This window comes from Arthrobacter sp. Y3225116, from assembly GCF_059091245.1.
Map to the genome: position 1 here is coordinate 1 of NZ_JBNHGL010000069.1, position 12,776 is coordinate 12,776.

Consider the following 12,776-nt stretch of genomic DNA (forward strand, 5'->3'; position numbering starts at 1 on the left):
CACGGTGGCCACCTGCCTGCCGGCCTGCGACCTGTCCACCCGCCAGCCGCTGGCGCCCGGCCGGCAACTGCTCGATGCCGGCGTGGAAATCGCCCTGGCGTCCAACTGCAACCCGGGGACCTCGTTCACGAGTTCCATGAACTTCTGCGTCACGACCGCCGTTTTGCAGATGGGACTCAGCGTGCACGAGGCGGTCCGGGCCGCCACCTATGGCGGGGCGCTGGCGCTTGGTCGGCATGCCGGCGTCGATGCCGAAGGCCAGCGTGCCGTGGGTTCCCTCGCCGTCGGCCATCGGGCCGACCTGCACCTGCTCAACGCCCCGTCGGCCACCCACCTCGCCTACCGCCCCGGCATGCCCCTGACCGCCGCGGTGTGGCGGGCAGGCGTGCGCTCGGCCGTGGGGGCCTAGGCCCGTGGGGCCAGCGCCGGCTCCTGAGTCCGGGAGCGGCCTTCAGCCGATGTGCTCGTAGCGGTTGGGGTCTTTGACGTCGTGGCAGTGGGCCAGGACCTCGACGGCACGCTCGGCGTCATGGTCCTTCAGCGCCTGGAGGATGCTGCGGTGATCGTGGATTACCTTGGCCTGGTGCTCCGGGGGTGCATGTGCTGGCAGCCAGTCTCTTGAAGATGGATCAGACGGACACCTTGAAACCCGATCGGGATTAGCACCACATTTCTTGGGGTCAACACACTGCTGTCACCTCTGAGATGGTCTCTGTCGGCGACCGTGTCTGGGGAGGCGGAATTGGCCACGGGAGGAGCCGCGCACGGAACGGAAGCGGTCCCGGCCGATGACTCCCGCGGTTATGTTGGCAAGATGGAGGCTATGGACAAGCAGAAGGTCGCCGCCGAGAGCACGCAGCGCACGGTCAGGTATTACCGGGCAGAGGTACTGATTGTCCTCGGACTCTCGCTCGGGCAGTCGGCGGTCTACGCCGTGGTGAACCTGCTGGAAAAAATGACCCGCGCTCCGCTCGCCTCGCAGACGACCACGCTGAACCCGGTGCTGAACGAGCGGGAGCTCTTCGATTTCGTGTACCAAATGCTCGGCATCGTCTTTGCGCTGGTGCCGGTGGCCCTGGTGCTGTTTTTGATGACCGCTCCCGGCCGGTCGGCCTTCCGCACGATCGGGTTTACGTTCTCCCGGCCGCGGCTGGACTTCGGCCTGGGCTTCCTGCTCGCGCTGGTGATCGGTGTCGGCACGCTGGGCATTTATGCCGCCGGCCGGGCCCTGGGTATCACCACCGCCATTGTCCCGGCGGCCCTGGACGAATACTGGTGGACGGTTCCGGTGTTGGTCCTGTCCGCGCTGCGGCATGCGGTCCTCGAAGAGGTGGTCATGGTGGGCTACCTCTTCAACCGCTTCGCGAAGTTCGGCTGGGGCATCTGGTCCGCGATCTTCGTCAGCGCCGCCCTGCGCGGGACCTACCACCTCTACCAGGGCATCGGGCCGGGCATCGGGAACTTCCTCATGGGCCTGGTCTTCGGCTACGCCTATACGAAGGTGCAGCGGGTGATGCCGCTGGTGGTGGCGCACGCGCTGCTGGATATTGCCGGCTTCGTCGGCTACACGCTGCTGGGACCGGCCATCGGCATCGGCACGTAGCGGGCACAAAGGAATTGCCGGACATTCATTGTTGCTCCGCCTGGTGCGCGTGCTCCGGCTATTTCCTGGAGCCAGTGCCCAAACCGGAGCAACGGCTCGCCCCGCAAGCAGGAGTGGTGCGGGGAAGAACTGACCGCTACATGCCCGTCCACGAGTTGTTCCACCTATCCTGGGGAAGGCCCGCCATGGAAAGGGACCGGACGATGCCCGGTGAAGTCTTGGTACTGGTGGGCTGAAGCGCGTCCCACATCCAGCGAACCATTCCCGCCCCGGTGGCCCGAATGCGGTCCTCCCGCCTTTTTTCCGCCTCCACTACGTCGGCGGGGCTACGGCTCTGAAGGTACTCGTTCCGGGAGTATTTCCCTGCACCATCGAATTCGCCGGCAAGACGGAATTGTTCCCAGTAGAAGTCGACGATGCCAACACGGACTCCCTGCGAATCGAAGACAGGGTACTGCAGCAACGGCTCTGGGAAGTGGTTCAGGTACATCAGAGCCCGGGAGTAGGATTCGCCTGGTGACTGTGAGGCAGGATTGGCGAAGGCGAGAACCCGTTTCACCCGGCTTGACACTCCTGGTTGCAGAGAATCGGCTAGATCAAGAATATGACTGGCCCTCAGGGCGGGAAGGCCGAGGTGGCGGTCCACGCGAAGCGCATGGTCCATTGCCGGAACCGCCTCAGCGAAGGAACAGTGCGCCGCCAAATCAACAACGGTTTGTGCCCGGGAAGTCATCAGGTACCCGGCGCGGTTAACAAGGGGTTCCAAGAGCTCCCTGCGATACCACCGGATTCCGCCACGAGATCGACCATGCGTGCCGTTGTAAGCCAGTAAGTCCACGTCCAGAGAGCGGCCCATCACCGGAAGCCCCCACATCGCCGCCGCAGAGCGTTGGATAAGGACTCTTGCGGTGCGTCCGCTGCCGACAGCGGCCTCTATGTGCAGGCGCTGCTGTTCCCACCAGGGCAACCGGGCGTATTCCCCGGCGGCCGCATACACGCCGCGCCGCACTCGGACCAATCGCCCTTCCGCAGCTTGTCGCGCGACGTCCCGGCGTCCTGAACCTTCCGTCTCCAGGTCCCTCACATAGATCAGTTTCACGTCCATGCGGACCAGCCTCGGCGACCTGGTGCCGGTCGGACACGGTGGGACGAGCCATGTGGAAAACCTTGGCCCTGCAGGACGATCTGGAGGGCTTGACCACTCAAAAGCTCCGTTTCGGGCGTCTGCTCCTTCTATAAAGTGAGCGGACGCCCGAAACGGAGCGATGCCGCAAAGACTTACAGTTCGACGATCCCGTTGGCGGTTTCGAAGCGGACGGACAGGATGCCAGGCGTACCGTTCGGTGCCGTCCAGGCGACCTTGACGTCGTCCAGCAGGCCGTCGACCGGGGTGCCCAGCCAATCCGCCACCCGCTCGGAAGAACCGGCGATGGTCAGGCCGATCAGCTTGACCGTGGCGGGGCGGGCGTTGGACGGGTGCAGCGGTTCGGTGCCGTCATCCCAGCGCAGCATGTAGGGCACCTGCGGGTCGGCGATGAGGCCCTTGATCCCGATCTGCTGCCAGCTCAGTTCCTGCCCATCCGGGAACTTGCGGTTGCCGGGAACCGCGTGGCGGCCCAGCCGTTCTTCGAACGGGGTCAGGTCGTCGACCGCCACGCACCAGCCCATCCAGCCTCCGCCGGCTTCCGACCGCGCCCGCACGGCCTGGCCGAAGGGGGCTTTGTCGGAAGCGGGGTGGTCGAGCACCTCCACCACCTCCAGGTAATGGTGGTCGGTGAGGGGGAAGATCATATTGCGGGTGCCGAAGCGGGGGTGAACCCCGCCCTTGACGGCGTCGATGCCCAGGGCTTTGGCGATCCGCTCTGAGGTGGCAGCCAGACCGTCGGGTTCAGCAGCATAAGAAACATGGTCGAAGCGCATGGCATTATCTTGGCACTTTGTGAACCCGCTCTCGACTTAGGGTGACCTAAGTCACTCAGCTTGCGGCTCGTGCGGCGGCCCGTATTCCTGACACTGATTCCCCTCGGCGACATCCAGCCAGGCAAAGCGGCCGGGCGGGCGGGCGGACACACGGGCGGCGGGGGCCGGTCGGTCATAAGGTGTCATATTGTTGCGGCCGCCGGCTTGTCTGCGGAGACTGGAGGCAGGTCATGAGTGCCAGCGCAAAACCCCGGTTTGCTGGCCGGCAACCCTCCAACCGCGGTGGGGTGCCCCGGGTGAAGACCAGGCAGCCGCCACAAGGCGGTGCGCAAGCGCGGGTCACACCCGGGACAGACATGCCGGCACGGCCGGATCCCGGATGGCCCCTTCCAGTGAAGGAGTTGCACCATGTCCAATGCCGATTGGTCCTTTGAAACCCGTCAAATCCACGCAGGGCAGGAGCCGGATGCCGCCACGGGCGCCCGCGCACTGCCGATCTACCAGACCACCTCGTTTGTGTTCCCGAGCGCGCAGAGCGCGGCCGACCGGTTCGCCCTGTCCGAACTGGCGCCCATCTACACCAGGATCGGCAATCCCACCCAGGAAGCGGTCGAGACCCGGATCGCCAACCTGGAGGGCGGTGTCGGCGCCCTGCTGCTTGCTTCGGGCCAGGCCGCGTCGACGTTCTCCATCCTCAACCTGGCCGAGGCCGGCGACCACATCGTGGCCAGCCCCAGCCTGTACGGCGGCACTTACAACCTGTTGCGCACCACGCTGCCCAAGTTCGGCATCGAGGTCACCTTCGTCGAGGATCCGGACAACCTGCAGCAGTGGCGCGATGCCGTCAAGCCGAATACCAAGGCGTTCTTCGGCGAGGTCGTCTCCAACCCGCGCCAGGACGTACTGGACCTGGAGTCGGTCAGCGCCATCGCCCACGAAAACGGCGTGCCGCTGATCGTGGACAACACCTTGTCTACCCCGTACCTGATCCGCCCGATCGAGTGGGGGGCCGACATCGTGCTCCACTCGGCCACCAAGTACCTCGGCGGCCACGGGACGGCGATCGGCGGCGTGATCGTTGACGCCGGAACGTTTGATTTCGCCGCCAACCCGGAGAAGTTCCCCGGGTTCAACACGCCGGACGACACCTACAACGGGCTGGTCTTCGCCCGCGACCTCGGCGTCAACGGCGCTTTGGGAGCCAACCTGGCCTACATCCTCAAGGCCCGGGTGCAGTTGCTGCGCGACCTGGGGTCCGCCATCTCGCCGTTCAATGCGTTCCTGATTGCCCAGGGGCTGGAGACGCTGAGCCTGCGCGTGGAGCGGCATGTGGCCAACGCGCAGAAGGTGGCCGAATTCCTGGAAGAGCACGACGACGTTGCCTCCGTCGCGTACCTCGGCCTGCCCTCCAGCCCCTGGTACGAGCGCGGCCGCAAGTACGGCCCGAAGGGGACCGGCGCCATCGTCGCGTTCGAAATCAAGGGCGGCATCGAGGCCGGCAAGCGCTTTGTGGACGGCCTGGAACTGCACTCGCATGTGGCCAACCTGGGCGATGTGCGCTCGCTGGTGATCCACCCGGCGTCGACCACCCATGCCCAGCTCTCGGCCGCGGAGCGGGTCGCGGCAGGGGTGACCGACGGGCTGGTCCGCCTGTCGGTGGGCATCGAGAACGTCAACGACATCATCGCCGACCTGGAGGCCGGTTTCCGCGCCGCCAAGGGCGCGGACGACTAGGCAAGCAGGTAGAGCGCAGCGTGACGATAGTGCAACCGCAGGAACTGGTGGAACAGGCGACCGACGGCATCCTGCGCCGGATGCCGGTTGGTGCGCTGGAGTTGGAAGCCGGCGGCTATCTGCCCGAGGTGGTCCTCGGCTTTGAAACCTGGGGCACCTTGAATGCGGACGCGTCCAACGCCGTCCTGATTCAGCACGCCCTGACCGGCAGCACGCATGTCGCACGCGGCTGCTCGGACGAGGACGGCTGGTGGGACGATCTGGTGGGCCCCGGTGCCACGATCGACACGGAGCGCTATTTCGTAGTGGCCGCCAACATGATTGGCGGCTGCTACGGTTCCACCGGTCCCTCGTCGCCGGCGCCGGACGGGACGCCGTGGGGGTCACGCTTCCCGTTCGTCACGATCCGCGATTCGGTCCGGGCCGAGGCACGGCTGGCCGACGCGCTGGGCATCCGGCGCTGGCACACGGTGCTCGGCGGGTCGATGGGCGGCGCCCGCGCGCTTGAATGGGCGGCGACGTTCCCGGAGCGCACCGCCCGGTGCGCCGTCCTGTCGTGCGGCGGCGCGAGCACCGCCGAGCAGATTGCCTTCGCGCAGGCGCAGGTCGCGGCCATCCGGCTGGACCCGCACTTCGCCGGCGGCGACTATTACGGCGGTCCCGCGCCCGAGGCGGGTCTGGGTATCGCCCGGCGCATCGCGCACATCAACTACCGCTCGGAGCCGGAGCTGGAGTACAGGTTCGGCCGCAAGCCGCAGGCGGAGGAGCAGCCGTACGGCGGCATCACGCCGTCGGCCCGTGGCCGCTATGCCGTGGAGAGCTACCTCGATTACCAAGCGGACAAGCTCGTCGCGCGCTTCGACGCCAACAGCTACATCCTGCTCACCGAGGCCCTCATCAGCCACGACGTTGCCCGGGGCCGGGGCTCGCTGGAGCAGTCGCTGGGCGGCCTGACCGACACGCAGTTCTTCGTGGCCGCGGTGGATTCCGATCGCCTGTACTTCCCGGATCAGTCGCGGCAGTTGGCCGAGGCGTTGCCCGGGGCAGTCAAGGTCCACACCATCGAAACGCCGCTGGGCCACGACGGTTTCCTGACCGATATCCACCAGCTGCACGAGGCCCTGACCGAGGCGTTCTTCGCGCCCGACCTCCCGCCTGCCTGACGGCGGCCCGAGTACGACGCCGGTGCGCGCCGTCCGCGCGGCTACCCCCCGCTGTGCCCGATCGGGTTGAGCGGAGCGTCAGGCCAGGTCGAGCGACACCGGCCGCCGCAGGAAGGCCGCGTACCGTTCCACGGCGACGCCCACGGCCTGCGCTTCCGGCTCGGTGAAGACCCGCAGCGGTTTAAGCCGCAGCTCGGCGGAGCCGGGCCGCAGGACGTGCCTCCAGTTGCCGGCCATCCGTCCGTCCAGCAGCAGCACGTGGATCGGCACCTCGCCGCCCGGCGCCGCCGGCGCGCTGCCGCCCAGATAGCCGCGGGTCTTGGTGTAGCCCATGACGTATTCGTCGTAACACTGGATCAGGTCAGCCCGCGGGTGTCCGTCGTCCGCCGCCGCGGCGGCACCGCCGATCGTCCCGGCGGCGGGGGAGTACCAGAGCTGTTGCCCCTCGGCTTCGAACCGTTCCAGTCCGTCACCGCCGCCGGCTTCGAGGCCGCGCTTCAGGTCCGCCTGGGGCAGTTTGGACCAGTCGGAACAGTCCTTTAGGGTCGCCGGTCCGCGGCTGGTGAAGTAGCGCCCGCTTAGTTGGGCCAGCGCCGCGTCGCGGTCGAAGTCCGCGGCCAGCGGCGGCACCCGCTCGTCGAAGGCCGCGTACGTCTGCTGCACGGCGCCGGATCCGGCAGTCCGCGGAGGCCCGTTCACCAGCACCCGGTCCATTTCCGCATGGAACACCAGATGCCCCAGCCGCTGGCCGCGCAGCGTCGCTCCGTTCAGCCTCGCGCCGTCGTCCTTGAGCAGCGCCGCCTCGGCGAGCCGGGCGGCGAGCTCGTCCCGGGTCAGGTGCCGGCCTCCGGCGACGGCCGCGGCCAGCACGTCGTTGCTGCGCGCCACCGTTGCCTCATCCAGGCCCAGCTGCCGGTCCCGGCCCTTGTTCCCTGCCTTGAGGCGGGGGCCGGAGAGCAGCATCAGCCAGCGCAGGTCCTCGGCGGCCACAAAGTGCCAAGTGGGCCGCAGGACATGCGTGCGCAGGATGCGTCCGCCGGCGATCGCCGCATCCACGTCCGCAGCGTTGTCCCGTGCCGGTCCGCCGCAGCGCTGGGCGAGCGACCAGCGGGCATAGGCATATTCCTGGGACTGGAAGGCGAGCAGCCAGCGCAAGGCGGCGGCGGTGTCGTCCCCGGGGCTGTCCCACAGCCGCTGTGCCCGCAGCCGGTGACGGCGGATCTCCTGGGGACTCGGCTGCCGCACCGGCTGCTCCTGTTACCCGGCGGCGCCGGGAGGCATGCCCGGACCGAAGAAGGGGTCGGCGGCCGGCCGCTTGGGCAGGATCCCGTCGCCCGAGGACTGTTGCCGGACCCGGCGCAGGACCCACGGGACCAGGTGCTGGCGTGCCCACACCAGGTCCTCGGTGCGGGCGGTGCGCCAGTTCTTGGGCGGCAGCGGTTTGGGCGCCTCGGGCTGCAGCGAATGCTCCACGTTGAGGGCGTCCAGCACCATGGCCGCGATGGTGTGGTGCCCCAGCGGGGAGAAATGCAGCCTGTCAGGTGCCCACATCTGCGGTGCCTTCAGCTGGCGCAGCGCCCACATGTCGGCCACGACGGCGTTATGGCGTGCCGCCACCGTGCGCAGGTTTTCGTTGTAGATGGCGGCCTTGCCGCGGACACTGCCGATGACGGGCGTATCGCCGATGTCGGGCGCGGTAAACAGGACGATGGTGGCTCCCGACGCTGCAAGCCGGGTGACGGCGCGATCGAACTTCTCGGCCAGGGCGTCCGGGTCGCCGCCCGGCCGGATCACATCATTGCCGCCCGCGCAGATCGAGATGAGGTCCGGCTGCAGGGCCAGGGCCGGTTCGACCTGTTCATCGATGATCTGCTGCAGCAGGCGGCCGCGGATCGCGAGGTTGGCATAGGCGAAGTCATCGTGGCCGCGGGCGAGTTCCTCGGCCACGCGGTCGGCCCATCCGCGGTGTCCGCCCGGGCTCCCGGGGTCCGGGTCGCCGATGCCTTCAGTGAACGAATCACCCAGGGCAACGAAACGGCTCCAGGGATGGCGGGCCGCGGCGACGGACGCTTGTGTTTCGGAAAGGGACAAGTTACTCACAGGTACATTGTCCCAAGAAGCCGCGGGGGACGCACAGGCAGGCGAGACCCAATACCTGAATCACCTTTCAGAAAGTGATGGTCAGCGCCCGATTTCCCCGCTACTGTGTGCTTGACGCGGCCAACGGCGGCCGCATCGACCTCGAGGAGCTGAGATGGAATTGCTGGCGGGAATCGTGGCGCGGCGCGTGCCGACGGAGCGGCTGACGGTGAACATCCTCGAGCGCGACGGCGACCGGCCCGACGGCATCCCTGTGGTTTTGGTGCATGGGAATGTTTCCTCCGCGTTGTTCTGGCAGGAGGCGATGCAGGCGCTGCCGGCCGACTACCGCGTGCTCGCGGTGGACCTGCGGGGCTTCGGCCGGACGGACCCGGCGCCGGTGGACGCCGGCCGCGGGCTGCGTGACTTTTCCGACGACCTTCAGGCCACGTTGGACACCCTGCAACTGGGCTCCTCGCACCTGGTCGGCTGGAGCATGGGCGGCGGCGTGGCGATGCAATACGCGCTGGAGCATCCGGTCCGCAGCCTGACGCTGCAGGCTCCGGTCTCGCCGTACGGGTTCGGCGGGACGGTGGGACCGGAGGGACGAAGGCTCACCGAGGATGACGCCGGCGCCGGCGGCGGAGGTGCCAACCCCGACTTCGTGGCGCGGTTGCAAGCCGGGGACACCAGTGACGACGCGCCTGCCTCGCCGCTGTCGGTTTACCGCTCGACCTATGTGCACGCCGGGTTCCAATCGCCCTACGAACGCATCTGGGTCGAATCGATGCTCAGCACCAAGACCGGCCCCGACAACTATCCGGGCGATTCCGTCCCCTCGCCGAACTGGCCCGGCTTCGCTCCCGGACGCAGGGGGGTGCTGAACACGATGGCGCCGGGGGTCTTCGACGCCAGCGGCATTGTCGACCTGGCAGTCAAGCCGGACATCCTCTGGATCCACGGCGACAGCGATGCGATCGTCTCCGATGCTTCATTCTTCGACCTGAACTGCCTCGGCAAGGCCGGCCTGGTGCCCGGCTGGCCGGGGGAGGACGCTGCCCCGCTGCAGCCGATGGTCGCGCAGACCCGGGCGGTGCTGGAAAAGTATGCGGCCAACGGGGGGCGCTTCACCGAGGTGCTGCTCGAAAACTGCGGACATTCGCCGCACGTGGAGTATCCGGAACGGTTCGTCGCCGAGTTGACGGGGCACATCGAACGGAGCGACGGGGCCGGGTAGGCCGGCGGGCGGCGGGGCTCCGGGTAGCGGGTCGGTGCCCGGAGTATGGGAGATCCGACACATCAAGAAGCTTTAACTTTCAACCAATGGGCTTTTTGTGCGATCATGGAACGCATGACTGAAACTGCTTATCAGCCCGTCGTTGCCTGGTCCAAACCCGAACAGGAACGGGCGGGAACGCCCCTGCTGGTGCTCTTCCACGGCTACGGATCCCACGAGCAGGACCTGATGGGCCTGGTGCCCGGACTGCCGGAGGAATTCACCGTGGCGGCGGTGCGCGCGCCGGTGGCGATGGGACCCGGCTTCACCTGGTTCCCCCTGATGCACGAGCCGGACTTTTCCGTGGACAAGGTCACGAAGGCCGTCAGCGACGTGGTGTCCTGGCTGGACGGAGTCAAGGACCAGCACAGCAGCGTTTCGGTGCTGGGCTTTTCCATGGGCATGGCGGTAGCCACCTCGGTGCTGCGGCACCGCCCGGAGGAAATTGCCGCAGTGGTCGGCCTGTCCGGATTCGCCGTGCCGGCCGCGGGCAACGATTTCTTCCGCGACGATGCGGTCAAGGCGATCCAACCCCCGCTCTTCTGGGGCCGGGACCAGGCGGACCAGGTCATCACCCCGGACAAGATCGAGTTCACCCACGCCTGGACGAACGAGCATGTGGACTTGACCAAGGTCCTCTACCCCGGCATCGGCCACGGCATCAACGCTCAGGAACTGGCGCATGTGAAGGAGTTCCTGACCTACAAGGTGCTGCAGGGGAAGTAGCAAACGGCCCCGTGCGGGTCAGCCGCGGCTGACCCGCACCGTTTGGCCGTTGCAGCTGACCGTATCCCCGGCGTGCAGCTGCCGGCCGCGGCGCGTTTCGATGTCGCCGTTGACTTGGACCAGTCCGTTCTCGACGAACTCCTTGGCCTGGATCCCGTCGTCGGCCAAGTTGGCCAGCTTCAGCAGCTGGCCCAGCCGGATCATTTCGTCGCGGATCGGCACGTCATGCATTTCGTCGGAAGCCATGGAACCATCATGCCTGATGCCTGCCGATGCATCCGCGCGGTTCGGGTTCGGGTTCCCGTTTTCGGTAGGCTAACGTTGTAGCTTCGCTATGCGCCGATCCGTACCTGCAGCAGCCGGGCGGATCTGTGCCATGACAACCCTCGGACCGCACCCAGCGGCCCTGGAGAGATACGGAGAACCACCTCATGGCAGCAGCCAAATCAGCCCTCGATTCGATTATTTCGCTGGCCAAGCGCCGCGGCTTCGTGTTCCAGGCTGGTGAGATTTACGGTGGATCCCGCTCCGCATGGGACTACGGGCCGCTCGGCGTCGAGCTGAAGGAAAACATCAAGCGCCAGTGGTGGCAGACGATGGTCCGCGGCCGCGACGACGTGGTCGGACTGGATTCGTCGGTCATTCTACCGCGCCAGGTCTGGGAAGCGTCCGGCCACGTGGACGTCTTTTCCGACCCGCTGGTGGAGTGCCTCAACTGCCACAAGCGCTACCGCGCCGACCACCTCGAAGAAGAGTACGAGGAGAAAAAGGGCCGCGCCCCGGAAAACGGGCTGAAGGACGTCGCCTGCGTCAACTGCGGCACCAAGGGCGAGTGGACCGAACCCCAGGAATTCTCCGGCCTGCTCAAGACCTTCCTGGGCCCGGTCGCCCAGGAAGAAGGCATGCACTACCTGCGCCCGGAGACCGCGCAGGGCATCTTCGTGAACTTCAACAATGTCCTGACCACCTCGCGGAAGAAGCCGCCGTTCGGCATCGGCCAGATCGGCAAGAGCTTCCGCAATGAGATCACCCCGGGCAACTTCATCTTCCGCACCCGCGAGTTCGAGCAGATGGAGATGGAATTCTTCGTGGAGCCCGGGACGGACGAAGAGTGGCACCGGTACTGGATCGACGCCCGGCTGCAGTGGTACGTGGACCTGGGCATCAAACGCGACAACCTCCGCCTCTTCGAGCACCCGCTGGACAAGCTGAGCCATTACTCCAAGGGCACCACCGACGTCGAATACCGCTTCGGCTTCCAGGGCTCGGAATGGGGCGAGCTGGAAGGCATCGCCAACCGGACGGACTTTGACCTGTCCACCCACTCCAAGCATTCCGGCACCGACCTGAGCTACTTCAACCAGGCCACCAACGAGCGCTACACCCCGTACGTGATCGAGCCGGCCGCCGGGCTCACGCGGTCCTTCATGGCCTTTTTGGTGGACGCTTATACCGAGGACGAGGCGCCGAACGCCAAGGGCGGCGTGGACAAGCGCACGGTGCTGCGGCTGGACCCGCGGTTGGCCCCGGTCAAGGCCGCCGTACTGCCGCTGTCCCGCAACGAGGACCTCTCGCCCAAGGCCAAGGAGCTGGGGGAGGCGCTGCGCAAGACCTGGAACATCGACTTCGACGACGCCGGTGCCATCGGCCGCCGCTACCGCCGCCAGGACGAGATCGGCACGCCCTTCTGCATCACGGTGGACTTCGACACGCTCGAGGACCAGGCGGTGACCATCCGTGAACGCGACTCGATGGCGCAGGAACGGGTCTCGCTGGACAAGGTCGAAGGATATCTGGCAGCCCGCCTGATCGGAGCCTGACCCGGCCGCGGACCGCGCGTCCGCCGCCGCTGCGGCAACCGTCCGGCCGCCCGACCAGGGCAGCGCACCCCCTAAAGGAGAACCATGGCCCAGCTGACCTATCGTGACTGGCGCGAGGACGATGACCTGGCCCTGCTGGAGATCTGGGGCGACCCGGAAACCGGCCAGGCCGGTCACTTCCGTGCCATGCTCCGCCCGTCCGCCGACCAGCCGTGGTCGCGGTGCATCGTGGCCGAGGACCAGGGGATAGCCGTTGCCGCCGGCGCGGTCTACGAGACCAGCCTGCATCCGGACCGGCTGTGGGTGTACGTCGAGGTTGCCCGCGACCACCGCGGCGCCGGGGTTGCCCGTGACCTGCTGGCACGGCTCCGCGCCGAGGCTGAGCACGCGCCGTCGGGCGTGCGGAAGCTGCGGGCGAAGGTGGAACCGGACACCCCCGGCGCCGCCTTCGCCCG

The 12,776-nt window shown here is 67.3% G+C and carries 14 protein-coding genes and 1 riboswitch; of the genes, 8 read left to right on the forward strand and 6 right to left on the reverse strand.

Annotation, left to right across the window (positions count from 1 at the left end; genetic code table 11):
* Positions 1-409, forward strand: a 409-nt coding sequence (locus tag AC5RV2_RS08710) for an amidohydrolase family protein (protein ID WP_494092025.1), incomplete at its 5' end; no start/stop codon positions are given.
* A gap of 42 nt (positions 410-451) precedes the next feature.
* Here AC5RV2_RS08710 and AC5RV2_RS08715 read toward each other — a convergent pair.
* Complete coding sequence (locus AC5RV2_RS08715) at positions 452-610, reverse strand: hypothetical protein (RefSeq protein WP_494092034.1); 159 nt, start codon at positions 608-610, stop codon at positions 452-454.
* Between the two features lie 213 nt (positions 611-823).
* Between AC5RV2_RS08715 and AC5RV2_RS08720 the strand changes: the two genes are divergently transcribed.
* On the forward strand, positions 824-1,603 hold the full coding sequence (locus tag AC5RV2_RS08720; protein ID WP_494092026.1) for a CPBP family intramembrane glutamic endopeptidase: 780 nt from the start codon (positions 824-826) through the stop codon (positions 1,601-1,603).
* Positions 1,604-1,739: 136 nt separating this feature from the next.
* On the opposite strand, the gene AC5RV2_RS08725 is transcribed toward AC5RV2_RS08720, so the two are convergent.
* Together AC5RV2_RS08725 and AC5RV2_RS08730 are read right to left on the reverse strand one after the other, a co-directional pair.
* Positions 1,740-2,708 (reverse strand): type IV toxin-antitoxin system AbiEi family antitoxin domain-containing protein, encoded by a 969-nt coding sequence (locus AC5RV2_RS08725; RefSeq protein ID WP_494092027.1) that lies wholly within the window; start codon positions 2,706-2,708, stop codon positions 1,740-1,742.
* Positions 2,709-2,881: 173 nt separating this feature from the next.
* Positions 2,882-3,523, reverse strand: a complete 642-nt coding sequence (locus AC5RV2_RS08730) for a VOC family protein (protein ID WP_494092028.1) — start codon at positions 3,521-3,523, stop codon at positions 2,882-2,884.
* 226 nt (positions 3,524-3,749) lie between these two features.
* A riboswitch (SAM riboswitch) is annotated at positions 3,750-3,864 on the forward strand.
* Between the two features lie 67 nt (positions 3,865-3,931).
* On the opposite strand from AC5RV2_RS08730, the gene AC5RV2_RS08735 reads away from it, so the two are divergent.
* Positions 3,932-5,257, forward strand: coding sequence for a bifunctional o-acetylhomoserine/o-acetylserine sulfhydrylase (locus tag AC5RV2_RS08735; protein WP_494092029.1), 1,326 nt, complete (start codon positions 3,932-3,934; stop codon positions 5,255-5,257).
* Positions 5,258-5,337: 80 nt separating this feature from the next.
* Positions 5,338-6,420 (forward strand): homoserine O-acetyltransferase MetX, encoded by a 1,083-nt coding sequence (gene metX / locus AC5RV2_RS08740; protein WP_494092035.1) that lies wholly within the window; start codon positions 5,338-5,340, stop codon positions 6,418-6,420.
* Positions 6,421-6,498: 78 nt separating this feature from the next.
* Here metX and AC5RV2_RS08745 read toward each other — a convergent pair whose 3' ends face one another.
* Both AC5RV2_RS08745 and AC5RV2_RS08750 read right to left on the reverse strand, forming a co-directional pair.
* Complete coding sequence (locus tag AC5RV2_RS08745; RefSeq protein WP_494092030.1) at positions 6,499-7,665, reverse strand: winged helix DNA-binding domain-containing protein; 1,167 nt, start codon at positions 7,663-7,665, stop codon at positions 6,499-6,501.
* Positions 7,666-7,677: 12 nt separating this feature from the next.
* The gene (locus AC5RV2_RS08750; protein WP_494092031.1) at positions 7,678-8,520 is read right to left on the reverse strand and encodes an SGNH/GDSL hydrolase family protein; all 843 of its coding nucleotides are present in this window, start codon (positions 8,518-8,520) and stop codon (positions 7,678-7,680) included.
* Between the two features lie 154 nt (positions 8,521-8,674).
* On the opposite strand from AC5RV2_RS08750, the gene AC5RV2_RS08755 reads away from it, so the two are divergent.
* On the forward strand, positions 8,675-9,736 hold the full coding sequence (locus AC5RV2_RS08755) for an alpha/beta fold hydrolase (RefSeq protein WP_494092032.1): 1,062 nt from the start codon (positions 8,675-8,677) through the stop codon (positions 9,734-9,736).
* 114 nt (positions 9,737-9,850) lie between these two features.
* The gene (locus tag AC5RV2_RS08760; RefSeq protein WP_494068053.1) at positions 9,851-10,501 is read left to right on the forward strand and encodes an alpha/beta hydrolase; all 651 of its coding nucleotides are present in this window, start codon (positions 9,851-9,853) and stop codon (positions 10,499-10,501) included.
* A gap of 18 nt (positions 10,502-10,519) precedes the next feature.
* Here AC5RV2_RS08760 and AC5RV2_RS08765 read toward each other — a convergent pair whose 3' ends face one another.
* Positions 10,520-10,747, reverse strand: coding sequence for an RNA-binding S4 domain-containing protein (locus AC5RV2_RS08765; RefSeq protein ID WP_493977675.1), 228 nt, complete (start codon positions 10,745-10,747; stop codon positions 10,520-10,522).
* A gap of 185 nt (positions 10,748-10,932) precedes the next feature.
* Here AC5RV2_RS08765 and AC5RV2_RS08770 point away from each other — a divergent pair, with 185 nt between their 5' ends.
* Both AC5RV2_RS08770 and AC5RV2_RS08775 read left to right on the forward strand, forming a co-directional pair.
* Positions 10,933-12,321: a glycine--tRNA ligase gene (locus tag AC5RV2_RS08770; RefSeq protein ID WP_494068051.1), complete on the forward strand. Its 1,389-nt coding sequence runs from the start codon at positions 10,933-10,935 to the stop codon at positions 12,319-12,321.
* Positions 12,322-12,405: 84 nt separating this feature from the next.
* A partial coding sequence (locus AC5RV2_RS08775; RefSeq protein ID WP_494092033.1) for a GNAT family N-acetyltransferase occupies positions 12,406-12,776 on the forward strand: 371 nt, incomplete at its 3' end.